Origin of the sequence: Bordetella sp. BOR01 (assembly GCF_019218885.1) — a bacterium.
In the GTDB taxonomy this organism is placed as follows: domain Bacteria; phylum Pseudomonadota; class Gammaproteobacteria; order Burkholderiales; family Burkholderiaceae_B; genus Bordetella_A.
The window spans coordinates 1,255,085-1,273,555 of sequence record NZ_JAHUWT010000003.1 but is presented as its reverse complement, the minus strand read 5'-3'; the positions used below and the strand labels follow the sequence as shown (position 1 = coordinate 1,273,555).

General features: G+C 63.8%; 17 protein-coding genes. 6 read left to right on the top strand and 11 right to left on the bottom strand.

Going from position 1 to position 18,471, the window contains the following annotated elements; genetic code table 11:
- Positions 1-86 precede the first annotated feature (86 nt).
- The 6 genes from KW845_RS20900 to KW845_RS20875 all read right to left on the bottom strand — a co-directional run bounded on the left by KW845_RS20900 (position 87) and on the right by KW845_RS20875 (position 6,670).
- On the bottom strand, positions 87-1,508 hold the full coding sequence (locus KW845_RS20900) for a glycosyltransferase (RefSeq protein WP_218371234.1): 1,422 nt from the start codon (positions 1,506-1,508) through the stop codon (positions 87-89).
- Positions 1,509-1,515: 7 nt separating this feature from the next.
- Complete coding sequence (locus KW845_RS20895) at positions 1,516-2,805, bottom strand: ABC transporter ATP-binding protein (protein ID WP_218371233.1); 1,290 nt, start codon at positions 2,803-2,805, stop codon at positions 1,516-1,518.
- Complete coding sequence (locus KW845_RS20890; protein ID WP_255592772.1) at positions 2,795-3,553, bottom strand: ABC transporter permease; 759 nt, start codon at positions 3,551-3,553, stop codon at positions 2,795-2,797. The genes KW845_RS20895 and KW845_RS20890 overlap by 11 nt, the downstream gene beginning before the upstream one ends.
- Before the next feature lie 99 nt (positions 3,554-3,652).
- Positions 3,653-4,432 (bottom strand): glycosyltransferase family 2 protein, encoded by a 780-nt coding sequence (locus KW845_RS20885; RefSeq protein ID WP_218371231.1) that lies wholly within the window; start codon positions 4,430-4,432, stop codon positions 3,653-3,655.
- A complete protein-coding gene (locus KW845_RS20880; protein ID WP_218371230.1) occupies positions 4,422-5,549 on the bottom strand; it encodes a glycosyltransferase in 1,128 nt (375 codons plus the stop codon). The genes KW845_RS20885 and KW845_RS20880 overlap by 11 nt, the downstream gene beginning before the upstream one ends.
- An 11-nt stretch (positions 5,550-5,560) precedes the next feature.
- Positions 5,561-6,670, bottom strand: coding sequence for a glycosyltransferase (locus KW845_RS20875; RefSeq protein ID WP_218371229.1), 1,110 nt, complete (start codon positions 6,668-6,670; stop codon positions 5,561-5,563).
- A gap of 382 nt (positions 6,671-7,052) precedes the next feature.
- Here KW845_RS20875 and KW845_RS20870 point away from each other — a divergent pair, with 382 nt between their 5' ends.
- From KW845_RS20870 to KW845_RS20845, 6 genes are all read left to right on the top strand, one after another.
- On the top strand, positions 7,053-8,321 hold the full coding sequence (locus tag KW845_RS20870; protein WP_218371228.1) for an O-antigen ligase: 1,269 nt from the start codon (positions 7,053-7,055) through the stop codon (positions 8,319-8,321).
- Positions 8,322-8,374: 53 nt separating this feature from the next.
- Entirely contained in the window at positions 8,375-8,941 is a 567-nt protein-coding gene (locus KW845_RS20865) for a carbon monoxide dehydrogenase subunit G (RefSeq protein ID WP_218371227.1), read from the top strand.
- Between the two features lie 37 nt (positions 8,942-8,978).
- Entirely contained in the window at positions 8,979-10,421 is a 1,443-nt protein-coding gene (locus tag KW845_RS20860) for an MFS transporter (RefSeq protein ID WP_218371226.1), read from the top strand.
- Positions 10,422-10,436: 15 nt separating this feature from the next.
- Positions 10,437-11,324, top strand: coding sequence for a DMT family transporter (locus tag KW845_RS20855; protein ID WP_218371225.1), 888 nt, complete (start codon positions 10,437-10,439; stop codon positions 11,322-11,324).
- 350 nt (positions 11,325-11,674) lie between these two features.
- Entirely contained in the window at positions 11,675-12,871 is a 1,197-nt protein-coding gene (locus KW845_RS20850) for a hypothetical protein (protein ID WP_218371224.1), read from the top strand.
- Positions 12,868-13,146 (top strand): hypothetical protein, encoded by a 279-nt coding sequence (locus KW845_RS20845; RefSeq protein ID WP_218371223.1) that lies wholly within the window; start codon positions 12,868-12,870, stop codon positions 13,144-13,146. The genes KW845_RS20850 and KW845_RS20845 overlap by 4 nt, the downstream gene beginning before the upstream one ends.
- Positions 13,147-13,361: 215 nt before the next feature.
- Here the strand turns inward: KW845_RS20845 and clsB are convergent, their stop codons facing one another.
- The 5 genes from clsB to KW845_RS20820 all read right to left on the bottom strand — a co-directional run bounded on the left by clsB (position 13,362) and on the right by KW845_RS20820 (position 18,377).
- Complete coding sequence (gene clsB / locus KW845_RS20840) at positions 13,362-14,573, bottom strand: cardiolipin synthase ClsB (RefSeq protein ID WP_218371222.1); 1,212 nt, start codon at positions 14,571-14,573, stop codon at positions 13,362-13,364.
- Positions 14,570-15,430, bottom strand: a complete 861-nt coding sequence (locus KW845_RS20835; RefSeq protein WP_218371221.1) for an endonuclease/exonuclease/phosphatase family protein — start codon at positions 15,428-15,430, stop codon at positions 14,570-14,572. The genes clsB and KW845_RS20835 overlap by 4 nt, the downstream gene beginning before the upstream one ends.
- Positions 15,431-15,546: 116 nt before the next feature.
- Positions 15,547-17,334 (bottom strand): aspartate--tRNA ligase, encoded by a 1,788-nt coding sequence (aspS, locus tag KW845_RS20830; RefSeq protein ID WP_218371220.1) that lies wholly within the window; start codon positions 17,332-17,334, stop codon positions 15,547-15,549.
- 40 nt (positions 17,335-17,374) lie between these two features.
- The gene (locus KW845_RS20825) at positions 17,375-18,016 is read right to left on the bottom strand and encodes a DUF502 domain-containing protein (protein ID WP_218371219.1); all 642 of its coding nucleotides are present in this window, start codon (positions 18,014-18,016) and stop codon (positions 17,375-17,377) included.
- A gap of 28 nt (positions 18,017-18,044) precedes the next feature.
- Complete coding sequence (locus tag KW845_RS20820) at positions 18,045-18,377, bottom strand: FmdB family zinc ribbon protein (protein ID WP_218371218.1); 333 nt, start codon at positions 18,375-18,377, stop codon at positions 18,045-18,047.
- Between the last annotated feature and the right edge of the window lie 94 nt (positions 18,378-18,471).

The following is an 18,471-nucleotide window of genomic DNA, read 5'->3' as shown; positions in this document are numbered from 1 at the left end:
ATGCAGCTAAGCGCTTTTACTTTTATATGTCTGAGCGGAAGCGGCGGCCATGCGGGCCGACCCGTCCATAGGTGGCAGTGCAATCATCAATCGCGAACCCACCGGCCGGCCAGCCTTGACCACCAAGAGTCAAAAGGACCCTTTTCGACCGGGCGCTCACGCTCCAGCAGAGTCTCGAGTTGCGCATCCAGATGCGCCTGCTGCTCGGCCAGCGATGCAATCAGCGGCGCCAGTTCATTCGTTGCGACCAGCCATCGGGCGCGCTGGAAATAGAAGTCAAACGAAGCTGCCAATCCCGCGGAAAAATGCCGGGAGCCGTGCACGACCCGGCCCACCTCGTAGAAGAACGCATCCGATCTCAGATAGGGCAACGCATCGGCCTGCGCACTGTCGGACTGGATCAGGCTGTATAACGGCGCCAGCAGCGGCGCCGGCCGGGCCGGCAGGACGGCAAGGCCGTCGGCAAACCCCTGCCAGATCCGCGACTCTGCATAAGCATTCGCAACCTTGTCATGCAGCTCGGTATTGCTGCCAGGCGGATGGTTGGCCAATTGCGCGCGCAATTGCTCGGCCGAAATATTGGGCAGGCCGCGTCCGGAGAAGTTGGCGGTAACCGCTGCGTCGAATAATGCGCGGTCGACGATACCCTTGACACCGTCGTAACCGACCAGGCAACAGGGTCTGCCGCTAGCCAGGCCTTCTAGCAGCACGCGGCCCATGCCTGCCACGCCGCAACTGGCGCGCATCAGTTCGGGAATATCGGCACGCACGCCCAGAAAACGCACAAACTCCGCCAAGCCGTCCTGCGCCAGTTGCTCTTGCAACTGTGCCTGCGCGGGACCTTCACCCGCGATATCGACGCCCGGCAAGCCGGCCGTACGCGCATGGCTGGCAAACTGCCGGATACCGACTGTCTTGAAGGCATCCAGGCGGCTGACGACCAGCCAGCGCGCCAGCCCGTCCGCCACCGGCGACTGCGGCTGGAATAGCTGCAGATCGACCGCATTGGGCTGTACCAGCAAGCATTCATCATCCATGTAGGACGCAGCCAGGGCACGCACCTCTTCCGAGACGGCGACGACCCGGTCGGCGTGAGGCAATACCACGCCAGACAGCAGAAAGTCGTTGAGCGGGCCATAGCCGCCGCTTAGCGAACTGGGGCCGTGCAGGGTTGCCACATAGGGCAACCCTTCGAGCTTGGCTGCCAGCAGCGCCGGAAACAGGCAGATAAAAGGATGCGCGTGCACATGGGTAATACCATGGCGCTGGATGAACGTCCGCAAGGTCCGTGTCGCGCGCAAGAGGTCGGCGGCAGTGGCCTCGACGCCAAGCGACAGGCCTGGGCACAATGCGGTGATTTCCGTGGGCAAGAGTTCGGTACGCGGCTCACCGCCGCACGCCATGTACACACGCCACCCCAGCCGGGCCATGGCCCGCACCTGCCCGCGGATGTACGTTTCCAGGCCGCCTATGTCGAAATGTTCGGTGATGATCAACAGGGAAGGCATGAGGCACTCACAGTTTGGCTACGCTTACCGACGAGCGCAGTGCTGCAATGCCGCCGCCCAGCAAAGGCCGCTGGCTGATCTTCAAGATAATGGCGTCAGTCTTGCGATCAAGGTATTCCATATGCGCCTGCGTCACTTCCTCGGCGATTGCCAAGGTGACGAAATAAGTGCCCTCGCCCAGCGTCAAATCCAAGGCAAATTCGACCCGCAAGCGATCCCCGGATTGGGGCGAAGGATAGCTGGTCCCGTGATAGAGCGTGCTGGTTCCGAACGCGGATACGCCTTCGATGGTGCGAATCAGCAGGCCGGCCTGCAACATTGTAATAGGGGCAAATACGTCAACATCGACCGCAATAGTGGCTTTCTGCCCGCTATGGAAGGCTTCGCAGGCTGTGCCGCCCTCGTCGCACACTTGCCAGGCACGGATCGCGGCACGCATGTCGCCTTCCGATTCGGCGGCCGGCGTGTCCTGCGCCTGCGAGGTAGTGCCGCTTTCCACGGCCACGGCGCTCTGCTGCTGGCCCTGGTTGGCGTTCAAGTAGCGCAGGTAGGTCTTCTCGTCGGAATACAGCAACGCGTGGTATTGGTCGATGACGTTCTTCGCGGGCCCCAGCGCGTGCAATTCGCCACGATGCAGCAGGGCGGCGCGCTGGCAGAATTTCTCGACCGTCGCGGTCGAGTGCGTCACGATCAAGATCGCGCAACCACCGACGCGCAGCCCCTCGATATAGTCGAAGCACTTGCGCTGAAATTTCTCGTCACCCACCGAGAGTGCCTCGTCGACGATCAGAATGTCAGGCTGCACGCAGGCCTGCACAGCGAAAGCCAAGCGCACGTACATGCCGCTGGAATAAGTCTTGACTGGCTGATCCAGGTGTTCGCCGATATCTGCAAACGCCGCGATCTCATCGAACCGGGCATCCATCTGCGCCGTCGAGAAACCCAGCACCGAACCGTTCAGGTAGACGTTTTCGCGCCCGGTGAACTCGGGGTTGAATCCCGAACCCAGTTCCAGCAGCGCGGCCAACTTGCCCGTCACTTGCACATCGCCGGTAGTGGGCGAGAGCGTGCCGGCGATAATCTGCAGCAACGTGCTCTTGCCACTGCCGTTGCGCCCCAGGATACCGACGGTTTCGCCCTTGCAGACGTCCAGCGACACGTCGCGCAGAGCCCAGAATTCTTTGAAATACTGCCGCCGGCCGAAAGAAAGAAACTGCAGCAAGCGGTCACGCGGCTGCCCGTACATCTCGAATCGCTTCGAGACCTTGTCCACCGAGATTACACGTTCACAAGACATCGGCGAACCCTTTCCTTGTTTTCTGGAACCAGGCGAATCCCAGTGTCGCAACAACGATGGCGGCAATCATGTATAGCGTCCAGGTACTCCAGGTAATGCCCTTGCCCCAGAACAGCACATCGCGCCCCTGCTCGATGATCAGCGTCAGCGGACTGATATGCAGAAAGGGACGATAGCGCTCCGGCAGGACCTCGGCCGAATAGAAAATGGGCGACAGGAACATGAGCACCGTCGTGACGATGGTGATGAACTGCGTTACGTCGCGCAAATACACCCCCAACGCGGCCAGAAACCAGCTCAGGCCCAGTGTCATCACCATCAGAGGCAATATCACCAGGGGAAACAGCAGTACCGTCAGGTGTGGAACGCCGAACAGGAAGATGTAGAAAATCAACCAGACCAACAAACTGACCAGCATGTGAAACAGCGCCGACCCGAGCGACACACAAGGCAGGATCTCGAGCGGGAAGACGACCTTTTTCACATAATTGGCGTTACCCAGGATCAGCGACGGCGCCCGGTTGATACACTCGGCAAACAGGTTGAAAATGATCAGCCCAGCGAACAGCACCAGGGCGAATTCGGCCTTAGATTCGGTGCCGCCCGGCCAGCGCGCCTTGAACACCACGCTGAAGACGAAGGTATAGACCAGCAACATCAGCACCGGGTTGAAGAAAGACCACAGCAGGCCCAGCGCCGAGCCGCGATAACGTCCGACCACCTCGCGCTTGATCAGATTGTTGATCAATTGCCGATTGGTACTCAGGCTTTTCAGCAAATACAACAATGAGGGACTATGTTTGGATTGCCGAGACACGACTGCTTGATTCCACTTGAATTTGAATGGTTATTGAAACATGCCGCGCAATGATCGCCGCTTGCGCACGGCTGCCAGGGCATAGCAGGTAAACAAATAGGCGCTGCGGGTATACGACAGCCCCAACGCTTCGCGATAGATGCGCCACTGCCAGCCGGCCGCGCGCAGCTTGTTGGCCGACAGCGACCCCGCACTGGTGCGGTAGTGCGCCAGCGGCTCGTCTGATGGCGTGGCCCGCGCCTGGCCAACTCGTGCGAGCGCGCGCAGCCAAAACAGATAATCTTCATGGCGCACGGACTCGAACCGCAGGTCGGCCAAGGCCGAACGCAAGAAAATGCCGGTCAGGTTGCCGATCTGGTTGGATTTGAGCATATCGGCGTACCCCACCCTGGCGGGACTGCGCACGCGCGACAATATGTGTCCAGCTTCGTCGACGCGCAGGTAGTCAGCATAAGAAACCAGCGTACCGGATTGCTCCATGAACGCGACCTGGCGCGCAAGCTTGGTCGGCTCCCAGAGATCGTCGCTGTCCAGGAACGCCACATAACGCCCTTGCGCCAACTCCAGCGCCCGATTACGAGCAGCCACCACGCCCTGGTTGCTGGACATGCGCTCATAATGTACGCGCGGGTCACGCTGCTGGAAGGCGCGCAGCAGGCCAGCGGTGCCATCGTCCGAGGCGTCATCGACGACGATGAGCTGCCAATGCGTATGCGTCTGGGCCAATACGGACTCGATCGCCGCGCCGATGAAGCGCTGCGCATTATAGGCCGGCATGACGATGGACACGCCAGGAGGTTCAGGCAACATCGGCGCCCTCCTGGTTGAGCAGTGCACGGATGCGCGCGACATAAGCCCCGCAATAGTGGGTCTGGAAATATGCGGCATAGCGCTGCTGCCACAAGGCATAGGCCCGCTCGCCAGCCTGCCGCACCGCCTGGCTGGTCAGGGTATCGAGCCATTGACGCAGCGCCGCGGCCCCGGGCTCGAGCGCCCACCCGGTGCCATGCTCCACCACTCGGCGGCCCGGCGGCGTGCCGCGCGTGGTCACCATCGCGCGGCCCAGCAGCAGGTGTTCGTAGTACTTGTTGGGCGACGCATAGGCATGGTTGGCCACCGACGGGTAATAGCAACCCACGATCACGTCGGTGCGCGCCATCAGCGCCAACCCCTGGTCGCTGGGCAGGGGGCCATGGAAAAACACATTGGCGCACTGACGCGCGGCTGCGCTGAAATCGTCCTGCAAGGCGCCGTAGCCTGCAACGTGCAACTCGACATCGGCACGCTCGGCACATACGGCCAGCAGGTCTTCCAGGCCCCGATGGCGGGCTTCGAGCACACCGAAATAGCCAAGTTTCCAGGGCGGCCGGGCATCGCCCGGCACCGGTTCAGGCATGCTGGCGTAGGGCACATTCTCAAGCACCAGCACATTGGCGCGTCCCGCCGGAATGCCATGCTGCGCCAGGCGGTCCTGGCTGGCCAGCAGGGTCAGTGGCGCAGCAAAGGCTACGCGGCGCTCGAGCGCATCCAGAGTGCGCCCCAGCAGGCCTCCGATGTTGCGCACGGCCGTGTACTTGTCGTAAATGTCGAATACCAGGCTGCGCCGGAAGATGGCGCAGAATAGCCAGCAAGCCAGCGCACAATCCAGGTCTACAGCGTGCACCACGCGAACCTGCGCGCGATGGCGCAACAGGTGGCGCAGGATATACAGGTTCCACAGCATCAGCGCCGCGGCGTTGGCCCAGCCTGCGCCCAAGCGCGCACGGCGTTCGAAATAATCGACCCGGGGATCCGACGTCTTTGCAACCGCGCCGGTTTTGTTCCATCCGATGAAGCGAAACGGCAAACTGGCAGCGTCCAGCGCCTTGAAATACTTGGCTAGGCGCGCGTCCAGATCGGCGATGTAAGAGCGTACGAAGATAATCATGCCGTGCCGTCTCAGGCCCTGTGCCGCTTTTTCTTTTTCAGCACCATCCACTTGGGCATGCGAAACAGCACCAGCCGGCGGTACAACACCACATAAGTGATCGAAAATACCGCCACGCACAGCATCAGCATGATGGGCATCTGCCAGAACAGCACGGCCGGAATCACCGCCAGCGACGACAGCAGCCACAGATATGGCGAAGTCAGCGAATTGCGCCAGGTCAGATGATGGGCCTCGCGCGAGCCCACCACCCAGCGAACCACCCGCTTATAGATCAGCATGTGCAGATGCACGCCATCGGGCGCGCCGGGCGAGCGGCCACGCAACCACCGCTTGCGATAGATGGAGAACAGCGTCTCGAAGATGGGATAAATGCACAGCAGCAAGGGAAACCAGGCCGATACGTCGGGATGGCGCGCCAACAACAGCACCGACAGTTCGCCGATCATGAACCCCAGGAAGTATGCCCCGCCGTCGCCCAGGAAGACATGGCCGCGCGGATAATTCCAGATCAGGAACCCCACCACGCCGCCCAGCATGCCCAGGGCAACGATCAACAGCATGCGGTCGCCCAAATAGAAGCAGACATAGGCGAAACCCGCGAAGATCATCGCCGACACCACGGCAGCCAGGCCGTTATAGCCATCGATGATATTCATGGCGTTGGCCGCGCCACTGATCGCCACGATCGTGAAAACAAAGGATATGGCGCCGAACTGCAGCAGCCAGTCCAGCCCGATGATGTCCACGCGGGTGACCGCGGCCCCCAGCAAGAAATACGCAAGCGCCCCGGACGCCATCGCCAGGAGCAGGCGGGTCAGTACCCGTACGCGCTTGGTCAGGTCTTCGGCCAGCCCGCCGGCGAAGGCCGGAGTGGCAGCCGCCAGCAGCAACAGCATTTCAGGCAGCTCTTGCGGTTCGCGCAAGGCCGCCACCGTACAGGTGGCCGCCATGGCAACCACCAGGGACACCCCGCCGATGCGCGGAACGGGCTTGGTGTGGTATTTCTGCACACCATGGAGTTCATGGTCCGCCGTCAGGCCGTTATGCAGGCAGCGGCACCGCACGATGAGTGCGGTGAATACCAGTGAAGTTAGAAACGCGGTCAACAAATATTGCATGTCATAGCTACATTAGGGCCCCATTGGCGCAGGACCCGGGCGGATTGTATGGGTTGCAAGCGGGGCGTGCGCATTTCTGAATGCTCGATTGGTCCGCAGATGCTACGGGGCATGGGGCAACCGGCGGAAAGAACCCACCTGCCAGAAATTTGGGCCTCTTGGCTATACTCCGCCCGGTAGTTGGGTTTTCATGGGCAGAATGTGCTCTCCTGGATACGTTGCGCTACCATGACAGCGACGATTTTTTCTCTACTCATCCGTATGGCAATTCGCACAGTCGTGTAAATTACGGATAAATTTTATTTCATTTTCTTCATTTTGTAGCATCATCCGCCTATGTGTGGGCCACTTGAAGGCACCCATATCCCGGCGGCGGCTTTTCATGACGTATCCGATCTCACGCTACACCACCTGGGTCGCCATCCTGGTGGGCCTGCTGCCCGTGCTGACACTGACCATCGGCGGCGGCAGCGGATTGTTTTATTTGCTGGCCCTCATCTGTGCCCTCGTTCTTGCGGCTACGCCGGCGCCGCAACGCTGGCAGCCGCTGCGCCCTTATCGCCACCTGGCTCTGGCACTGTGCCTGCCGCTGGTGGCAGCGGTGTTCAGCCAGTTGCTGAATGCAGAATGGAGCGGCGCAGAAATCGAGCGCGGACTGCGCATCGCATTGGGTTTTCCGTGCCTGCTGGCAGCCTTTCTGCTGCTGGACCGCAATCGCCTGCGCCAGTTCGCCTGGGGCCCCTTGATTGCCGGGCTCGCAGCCACGGCCGTGGCTGCCTACCTGACGGGGCCCATGCTGCAGCGTCCACTTACCCCGCAGTTCAATGCCGTCGGCTATGGCAACCTGATGCTGCTGATGGCGGTGTTGTGCTTGTACAGCCTGGGCTGGCAACTGACGCGCCGCCCCAAGGCGGAACGTGTGCTGAAAATCGCAGTGGTCGTGGTCACGTTCGGCGGGTTCATCCTGACCCAGACCCGCACAGGCTGGATGGCGATTCCTGTTTTCGCTGCCATCGGCCTGGTACTGGCGCGCTGGCCCCGCCAGCCGCTGCGGGCCGTGGCCGTACTGGTGGCCATCGTGCTCGCCGCGGCGGCCATAGGTGCTTCGAGTTCAGCGTTGCGCGAGCGCGTAGCCAACGGCGTGCATGAAATCCGGCAATGCCTGACCGTGGCCCCCACCGCCGACACCTCGATGTGCATCCGCCTGCAATTGTGGGGTGCATCGGCGAAGCTCATTGCCGGCGACCCCTGGTCTGGCATAGGCGGGGGCGCGAGCTTCGCGCATGCGCTGCAACGGCGTGCCGCTGCCGGTGAAGTTTCGCCCTATGTTGCCGACAATTTCGGCGAGCCGCACAACGACCTGTTGATGGCCCTGGTCACCTACGGCCTGCCGGGCGGCATTGCCCTCTTGGTGCTGTACCTGGCGCCAGCCTGGTCGTTCGTGCGCCGACTGCGCTACGGCTTGCCGCAAGCGCAGCGTACCGCTGCCGCGATGGGCTTGGCCGTATGCCTGGGTTTTGCCGTTTTCGGGCTTACCGAGCTGATGTTCCGCGGTATGCGTTCGGTCAGCCTGTACATCACGCTGATCGCCCTGCTGACGGCCCTGTCGGCGCCCGCCTCTAGCCAAGCACGGGATTTAGGGCCAGAATAGGTTCAAAAGACCTGAAGACTGAAGACCTGCAGGCTCGCAGCTAGGAGACAGCCGTGCGGATAGCCGATGCCCAATGGATTCCCTCCACGCCGCACCAGACGTGGGATGCCTTGATGGACCCTGGGGTGCTGCAAAAGTGCCTGCCCGGTTGTGTCAACGTCGAGCGGCGCACCCCCACCGAATACGCCTTGTCCCTGCACGCGAACGTGGCCGGCCTGGAAGCCAGTTACGAAGGCGAGGTGCTGCTGTCCGAACTGAACCCGCCCCATGGCTGCTCATTGGCCTTCGACGGCAAAAGCCAAACCGCCTGCCTGGCCATCGGCACCGCCCAGATCACCCTTACCCCCAAAGACGAAGGCACCCGCCTGGCGTACACCGTAGCCGCCATGGCGGGCGGATCGCTGGGCAAGGTGGGCGAGCCTGTTCTCATGAAGGCCGGCGGCAAGCTGGTCGAGAAATTCTTCGCCGCCTTCATCGACCACATGGCCAAGCAACCGCGCACGGCCCCGCCGCCCGAGCCCGAAGAGCCGGAACGCGGACTGGTATCCTCGCGCTGGTCGTGGCTGGCAGTGGCGGCCGTGGTGCTGGTCATCCTGGGGTATCACACGCTTTACAAATAGGTGAAATCCCTAAGCACGCGGTGATATGCTTGGCGCCATGACGACGCCCGCTCCGCCTGCGCCCAATACTCCCCCCGACACTCCCCGCTCCCGCCGCGACCTGCTGATGGCCATGGCCGGCGTGTCCGCCACGGTGGTGCTGGCCGCCTTCGACTCCACCATAGTCAGCACCACCCTGCCGCGCGTGGCCGCGGCGCTCAACGGCATGGCCCTTTATGCCTGGGTGGGTACGGGCTATCTGCTGGCCACGGCCGCGTCCATCCTGATTTTCGGCCGCCTGGGCGATCTGTTCGGGCGCAAGCCCCTGATGCTGCTGTCAGTGTCGATCATCGCACTGGGCTCGATCGCCTGTGGGCTGGCGCAGTCCATGGAACAGCTCATCGCGTTCCGGACCCTGCAGGGGATAGGCGGAGGCATGATGATCGCTACCGCCTTCGCCGCGCCGGCCGACCTGTTCCCCGACGCCAAGGAACGGGTGCGCTGGCTGGCGCTGGTATCGGCGGCCTTCGCCATGGCCAGCGGCGTGGGCCCGCTGCTGGGCGGCGCGGCCACCCAGGCGCTGGGCTGGCGGGCGGCGTTTTTCATATCGCCCATCGCCGCGGTGATGGCGCTGTTCCTGCTGGCGCGCTACTTTCCGCGCATTCGGTCCCTGCATGCCGGGCAAGGCAGGCGGCGGGTCGACTGGCTGGGCAGCCTGCTGCTTGTCATCGCCGTCAGCGCCCCGCTGGCCGCCATGGAACTGGCTTTTGCCCCCGGCGAGCACGCGCAACCCATGCTGGCGCTTGCCCTGGCGCTGGCCGGGGTGGCCGCCATCGCCCTGCTGCTGCCCTACGAGCGGCGCGTGTCCTCGCCCATTTTCCCGCTGCGCGTCATTGCCCAGCGCGAGCCGCAGTTGCTCAACCTGGCCGCGCTGGCGGTGGGCGCGGTGATGTTCATCCTGATCTTCTACAGTCCGCTACTGCTGCAGACGGAAATGGGCTACACGCCCAGCCAGGCCGGCCTGCTGCTGACACCGCTGGTGGCTGCCATTCCTATCGGCAGCATCATCAACGGCTACCTGTTTCCCAGGCAAAGCGAACCGCAGCGCCTGATGGTGTTCGGCGGCTGCCTGTTGGCGGTGGGATCGCTGATGGTGCTGGCGTTCGGGGCCGACACCTCTACGGCCTGGATCCTGGCGGCGTTTTTCGTCAACGGCTGCGCCCTGGGTTTCCTGCTACCGAACCTGACGCTGTTCATGCAGATGCTCAGCGAGCGGCACGACGTGGGCGTGGCCTCGGCCCTGGTGCAAACCACGCGTGCCATCGGCAGCGCGGTCGGCACGGCGCTGGTCGGCATCGTCATCGGGCGCAGCTCGGTGCTGGACGGCGTGCGCATCGGCCTGGTGATCTGCGCGCTGCTTGCCCTGGGCAGCGCCTACCTGGCGCACCGCGTCAAAATGAAGAACATCCTGACCCGCGCCGCCGACCGGCGCAAATCCTGACCGGACACTCCATTCATGCGCTATCGCGACTTGCGGGACTTGCTGCTGCTGGCAGCGGTGTGGGGCGGATCGTTCCTGTTCATGCGCATAGCCGTGCCCGAATTCGGCCCCGGTCCGCTGATGGAACTGCGCGTCGGCCTGGCCGCGCTGACCTTGCTGCCGCTGGCCGCGCTGCGCGGCAAACTGCCGCTGATCGCGCGCCGCTGGAAGGCAATCCTGGTGGTGGGCGCCCTGAATTCCGCCATTCCCTTCCTGCTGTATGCCTACGCCGCGCAGTCGCTGGGCGCGGGCTTCATGTCGGTGGCCAATGCGGTAACGCCCGTGTGGGGCGCCGTCATTGGCTGGCTGTGGCTGAAAGACCGCCTGCCCTGGACTCGCGCGCTGGGCCTGGCCATTGCCCTGCTGGGCATCGTGGTGCTGGTGTGGGACAAGCTCGACTTCGGTGCCGGCGGCCATGGCCCGGCTGTCCTGGCAGCGGTATCGGCCCCCCTGTTCTATGGCATTGCCGCCAACTGGACCAAGCGCTTCCTGAGCGACGTCGACGCCCTGTCCAATGCCACGGGCAGCATGGTGGCCGCCTCGCTGGTGCTGGCGCCGCTGGCCATCGCCACCTGGCCGGCCCAACCGGTGTCATGGCAGGCCTGGAGCGCCACCATCGCGCTGGCGCTGGTGTGTACCGGAACGGCCTACATTGTGTTTTTCCGGCTGATTGCCAACGTGGGGCCTACCGCCGCGGTCAGCGTCACCTTCCTGGTGCCGGTGTTCGGCGTGCTGTGGGGCGTGTGGTTCCTGGACGAAGTGCTGACCACCCAGATTCTTTCCGGGGCGGCGGTGATTCTGGTGGGAACGGCCCTGGTACTGGGACTGGTGCGCTGGCCGGGGCCGCGGGTGCAGGCGGGCTGACGCTGGGTATTGTCTGGTATCTGGCTCGCCAGCCTGCCTGACACCGCTGTCGACCAAAGGCCGCGCCACCTTTCAGTATCTGACACCCGGGCGGGAGTCAGGCACCTGCCACAGACACAGAAGTGGCAGAACGCGCCCCTGCCGATCAATTCGACGCGGTTCTTTCCGCAAATCCCACGTAGCTCTCAGGATGTCAATCTGAAACAAAAGCGACAATTTTTGTAGTTTCCCGATGCCTGGTGGCAAAGATTGTTAGGATTCCGCTGCCCCGGCGCGGTTCCGCCTGGCCCGCATCCGTGGGCACGCCCGGGCTGCGCTGTACCGGTTTCCACCGCACAACGACATGCCCCATGGACGTCAGATCACTTGAAAGGTCCGGAGACGTCGCCGCGCTTCGCGGTGGCGGTGAGCTCCTGCTAATCGGCCCCTGGAACGTATTCCAGGGCGTCTCGCAATCGCTGATCATCCGCGACCCCGCCCGCTTGCGCACCGTGCTGTACCCGCACCTGCGCGACGACGCCTCGCTGGCCAAGCTGGCCGCCCTGTACCGCCGGCTGATCTGCACGGGTTCCGTCGCCGGCCACTATTCGCCGCAGCAGACCACCGAGCAGATGATGGCGCTGATGCAGGTCGGCCAGATTGCCGCGGTGGCGCTGCCGGATACCTCGGGCAACGACGGCAATGGCAACGTGCAGCCGGCCGTGCTGTCCGGCAACCCGGTCGGGCCTGTAACGCAGTGGTCGCTGGCCGACCGGTTCAGCTATGTGCTGAACAAGTCCCCCCAGTACATGCCCGCGGCATTGGGCAACGAGCTGCTCAATGCGCTCAGCGGCAGAAGCCTGGCCATCGTAGTGGGCGTGCTGGTGGTGTGGGCCGGCTCGCATGCCATCGGCGTGGGCTTCGTGGCCGACGCGGCACTGCTGGCCATCGGTTTCACCCTGGCGGGCTGGGCCATTTTCGACGGCATCAAGTACCTGATGCGGTTTTTCAACCTGACCATGAATGCGTCCAGCACAGGTGAACTGGACCAGGCCGCCGAGCAGTTTGCCAAGGGCGTCATCGCCATGGGGGTGGGTGCCGTCATCGCCTTGCTGACGCGCGGGGCGAACCGGCTGGCGCCGCGGCCGCTTGGGCGGTCGACGCCGCGGCCCTCGGCGGAAACGCCGCAGACGCCCAGGCAAGCGACCGGCCCCCGGCCTGCCGAAACCGTGCCGTCCACGCCCGATTCACTGCGTTGGGGATCATGGAACGACTATCCGAAAGTCGCCCAGGGCGACCGAACGTATGCGCAGATCGGCGATCGCCTCTATTCCCAGCATGCCGTGGATCGCATGCAGCCTTCGGGGCTGGGCGCCCCGGCAGGCACGGTCGGGGCCGGCCGCAACATTTCTCCGAACATCGTCGAACACGTCATTCGCACGGGAGAGCCCACCAGCAGCATAGTGAACGGCGTGACCCGCACCACCTACTGGAGTGGTAACGTTGGCGCTGTAACCGAGAATGGCGGAAATACCGTCGTGACCCTACTTCGACGGGGAGGACAATGAATACGTGGCTATACCCAGAATCTGTACAACGCGTGGAGCAAGCCTGCCACGCGTTCCTGTCCAGGCAGTCCAGCATCGAGCAAGTGCAAGCCGCATTGCTCCAGTCCGAACAGGAAATCGTGGCGCTCGATGAAAAATGGCTGCGGTCTGCACTATTCGAGGCCGAAAACAAACTGGAAGAAATCAAGTTCACTGTTTCGGATGACAAGCAGGCAGAAGCCGCCGACGAGGTCGTGCGCCATGTTCTGCAAACCATGAAGGCCCCGCCTGCGTAATGCAAGACATTCCGCTGACGGTCTTGTTCTCTTGTTGAATCCGGGATGACGTCCGGCGACAACGTAATTACCATGGCCTATCGCCGTGCCGACGGCGCGCGGCGTTTCTCGTACCGGATGCCGTTCATCTTCCACGAGTTCCTGCGTACCGGCGATCCGCTGATCGCACGCGATGAGCTGGGCTTTGTGGGCCTGGCACCGGACGGCGCACAGACTCAATATTCCCCCGACCGCCCCGTCAGCGCCACACCGATGCGCAGCAAGGTGTACGACGCGGCATCCACGCAGCGCCGCCACCAGCCGCGCCGGTGGTAGTCCAGCGGCCGCACGAAACGCCCGCCCAGGACAATGGCGTCTTCCAGGCGGTGCTGCAGGTCCCATGCAAACGGCTGGTCATCGACCACCACGTTGGCCTCGCGCGCCAGCAGCAGGCTGAACGGGTCCAGGTTGGACGAGCCCACCATGGCCATGTTGTCGATGACGGCCACCTTGGCGTGCAGGTAGCCGGGCATGTATTCGTAGATCTCGATGCCGCCGCGCAATAGCTGGTCGTACAGCGAGCGGGTGGCGTAGTACTGCATGTGGTATTCGATCTTGCCCTGCAGCAGCAGGCGCACGCGCACGCCGCGCGCGGCGGCCTGCAGTAGTGCCTTGCGGAACTGGCGGCCCGGAAAGAAGTACGCGTTGCCGATCAGGATGTCGCGCCGCGCATGCTGGATGCCGTACAAGTAGGCCCGCTCGAAAGTTTGCCGAAAGCGCAAGTTGTCGCGCAGCACCAGCGCTGCGCGCTGGCTGCCCACCTGTCCGGCGGACGGCGGGCGCGGCCGCCCCAGGCGCAGGCGTGGCCATTCACGCGGATGGCGGCGCAGCCGGGTCCAGTTCAGCCGCACCCACAGCAGGTCTTGCGCATGCACCGCATAAGCCACCAGCGGCCCCCGCGCTTGCACGGCAAAATCGAAACGCGCCGCGGGGATATCGTCGCTGGGGTCCAGGTCGTCGTAGTCGTCGACGATGTTGATGCCGCCGACAAAGGCAATATCACCATCCACCACCGCTACCTTGCGATGCAGGCGGCGCAGCCGGCTGCGCGACGGCACCAGGCGGCCGTACCAGGGCGGCTCGGGCCGGTAGACGCGGCAATACCCGCCCGCCGCCACGATACGGTCGCCGATGGCGCGGGCCGTGTCGGCGCTGCCGAAGCCATCGAGCACCACCCGTACTTTCACGCCGCGCCGCGCCGCCTGTTCCAGGCTTTGCAGCACAAGCTCGCCAGTACGGTCGATCACGAAGATATAGGTTTCCAGGTGCACGCTGACGCGCGCGGCACCGATGGCGCGACACAGTGCCGGAAAGAAGTCAGCGCCATTCTGCAGCAGTTCGATGGCGTTGTCGTCGGTCCAGTCCAGCCTGACGATGTCCGCCTTCACGGCAACTCAAGCTCCGCCAACAGGGGCGCGTGGTCGGACAGCCGCGCCCATTCGCGGCCGCGCAGCACCCGGGCACTGCGTACGGCGAAGCCGCGCTGGTAGATGCGGTCGAGCCGGAACCATGGGAACACCGCCGGGAAAGTGCGCGGCGGCGGCAGTGGGCAGTAGGCACCGCCCATGCCAAGCTGGTTGTTGCGTTCCAGCACGGCCACGTTGTTGGGCACGCCGCGCAGCACGTTGCCCAACCGCCGCACCGAATCGCGCAGGCGCGGCAGGTCGCCGCCATGGCTGCGCGGGGCATTGGAAAATACTTCGTACAGGCCCAATTGCTGCACGAACAAGGGCGCCAGGCGGTCGCCCCAGTCGTTGAAATCGCCCGCCACCAGGATGGGATCGCCCTCGGGCACCAGCCGGCCGATGCGGTCGGCCAGGGCCTGGATCTGGCGGGTGCGGCTGCCGGCGAACAGGCCCAGGTGCACCACGAAGCAATGCACGTCGCGGCCATCGACCTGGATGCGGGCATGCAGCAGGCCGCGCTGTTCCAGCCGATGGTCGGAGATGTCCTGGTTTTCGTGTTCCAGGATGGAATAGCGCGACAGCAGCGCATTGCCATGGTCGGAGCGGTTGCGGATGGCATTGCAGCCATAGGCTACGTCCAGGCGCAGCGCCGCGGCCAGCGATTCGTGCTGGGCATCCAGGACGGACAACTGGTCGTTGCGGCCCTGCACTTCCTGCAGGAACACCAGGTCGGGACGCAGGCCGTACAACCCCAGGCGCAGGTCGTTCAGCGATTCGCGCCGGCCCAAGGCCGAACGCCCTTTATGGATGTTGTAGCTGACTACGCGGATAAGCGACATAAACCGAATGGCGCCTTTTCTTATGCGGCGGGCCGGGCGGCTTGAACCGCCCCGGCCCTGGGGTAGCGGGCGGGTGCCGCCTTGACGCCGGCGGCACCCTCTGCCCGCAGATTACTTCATTTCACTTCAACATTGCGCAGGCGGATATGCAGCTCGCGCAGTTGCTTTTCGTCGACCTCGGACGGCGCCTGCGTCAGCAGGCACTGGGCACGCTGCGTCTTAGGGAAAGCGATAACATCGCGGATGGATTCGGCGCCGGTCATCATGGTGACGATGCGGTCCAGGCCGAAGGCGATGCCGCCGTGCGGGGGCGCGCCGTATTGCAAGGCGTCGAGCAGGAAGCCGAACTTCTCGCGAGCTTCTTCCGGGCCGATCTTCAGGGCGCGGAATACCTTGCTCTGCACTTCTTCGCGGTGGATACGCACCGAGCCACCGCCGATTTCCCAGCCGTTGAGCACCATGTCGTAGGCCTTGGCGAAGGCCTTGCTGGGATCGGATTCCAGGAAGTCTTCGTGGCCGTCTTTGGGGCTGGTGAACGGATGGTGCGCGGCGGTGTAGCGGCCGTCTTCTTCGTCGTACTCGAACATGGGAAAGTCGACCACCCACAGCGGCTTCCAGTCAGTGGAAGCCAGGCCGGTCTTCTTGCCGAATTCGCTGTGGCCGATCTTCACGCGCAGCGCGCCGATGGCGTCGTTGACGACCTTGGCGCGGTCGGCACCGAAGAAAATGATGTCGCCGTCTTGCGCGCCGCTGCGCTTGACCAGTTCGGCCAGCGCGGCATCGTGCAGGTTCTTCACGATGGGCGATTGCAGGCCTTCGCGGCCCTTGGCCGCGTCATTGACCTTGATATAGGCCAGGCCCTTGGCGCCGTAGATGCCCACGAACTGCGTGTAGGCGTCGATTTCGCTGCGCGACAGCTCGGCGCCGCCCGGCACGCGCAGGGCAACCACGCGGCTGCCCGCCGCCGTGGCGGCGGCCGCGAACACCTTGAAGTCCACATCGCGCATGATGTCGGTAACATCGGTGAATTCGAGATTCACGCGCAGGTCGGGCTTGTCGGAACCGTAGCGCTGCATGGCTTCGGTCCAGGTCATCTTGGGGAACGGCGCGGGCAGGTCGACATTCTGCACGGTCTTGAAGACGTGGCGGATCATGTCCTCGAAGATCTGGCGGATCTCGACTTCGTTCAGGAACGAAGTCTCGCAGTCGATCTGGGTGAATTCGGGCTGGCGGTCGGCACGCAGGTCTTCGTCGCGGAAGCACTTGGTGATCTGGTAATAGCGGTCAAAGCCCGACACCATCAGCATCTGCTTGAACAACTGCGGCGACTGCGGCAGCGCGAAAAAGTGCCCGGCGTTCACGCGCGAAGGCACCAGGTAATCGCGCGCGCCTTCGGGCGTGCTCTTGGTCAGCATGGGGGTCTCGATATCGATGAACCCGAGCTGGTCCAGGAACTTGCGCACTTCGATCGACACGCGGTAGCGCAGCATCAGGTTGCGCTGCATCTGCGGGCGACGCAGATCCAGTACGCGATGCGTCAGGCGCGTGGTCTCGGACAGGTTGTCGTCGTCGAGCTGGAACGGCGGCGTGATCGAGGCGTTGAGAATCTCGACTTCTTTGCACAGCACTTCGATTTCGCCCGAAGCCAGTTCGGGGTTGGCCGTGCCTTCGGGACGCGGGCGCACCAGGCCCGTGACGCGAATGCAGAACTCATTGCGCAGGCGCTCGGCGGTGGCGAAGGCGGCGTTGTCGGGGTCGAACACGATCTGCGCCAGCCCCGCGCGATCGCGCAGGTCGATGAAGATGACCCCGCCGTGGTCGCGGCGGCGGTTCACCCAGCCGTACAGGGTGACAGTCTGGCCGAGATGATCACGGCAAACCTCGCCGGTGTAGCAGGTACGCATTGCGGGATGACTCCTAGGTGCTGTGTTTTCAGCGTAAAAATTACGAATCGACGGCCGGGGCAGTCGGGATGGGGGCGGCGGCCACGGCCGGTTGGGCCGGTGGCGCCACGACGCCCATGGAAACGATGTACTTCAAGGCGGCGTCCACGCTCATCTGCAATTCGACGACGTGGTCGCGCGGCATCATCAGGAAGAACCCCGACGTGGGGTTCGGCGTGGTGGGCACATAGACGCTGACGTGCTCGCCCGGCAGGTAGCCGGCGACTTCGCCGCCGGGCACGCCCGTCAGGAAGGCGATGGTCCATGAGCCGGCACGCGGGTACTGCACCAGCACGGCCTGGCGAAACGCCTGGCCATTGGGTGCCAGCACCGTATCGCTGACCTGCTTGACCGAATTGTAAATGGAGCGCACCAGCGGAATACGGCCCAGCAAGGCTTCCCATTGCTCGACCAGGGTGCGGCCCAGCAGGTTGGCGGCAAACATGCCGGTCAACAACACCACCACGATGACCAGCACGAAGCGAAAGCCGGGGATGTCGATGCCGACCAGCGACTGCGACGACAAGAAGCTGGGCACAAAGCCTTCCAGGGTTGCGATCAGCAGGCCCAGCACCCAGAGGGTGATGGCCAGCGGAACCCAGATCAACAGCCCGGTGATGAAGTACTTCTTGATGACGCGCATACGACGTGGCCTACATATGGGTCAGGGATCAGGACGACGCGGGGGCCGCAGGAGCAGCCGGCGCGGCGGGCGTGGCGCTGTCGCTCTTGGCGGGCGCGTCGGCCTTGGCGGGAGTAGCACTGGCACTGTCGGTGCCGGCCTTGGCGTTGTCGGTCTTGGCGGCGCCCTGGTTGCCCGGCCCGTTGCGGAAATCGGTGACGTACCAACCCGAACCCTTGAGCTGGAAGCCGGCGGCGGTCACCTGCTTGGAAAACGTGGCCTGGCCGCATTCGGGGCAAACCGACAGCGGCGCATCGGACAACTTCTGCAGTACGTCTTTGGCATGGCCGCAAGCGCTGCATTTATAGGCATAGATAGGCATGTTGGGAGTTTCCAGGCGCACCGGCGCATCAAAAACCGCCGTTTCACTACCCACGGCAAGCGGGCAGCGGCCAGGCGGCGCCGGATCAATACGG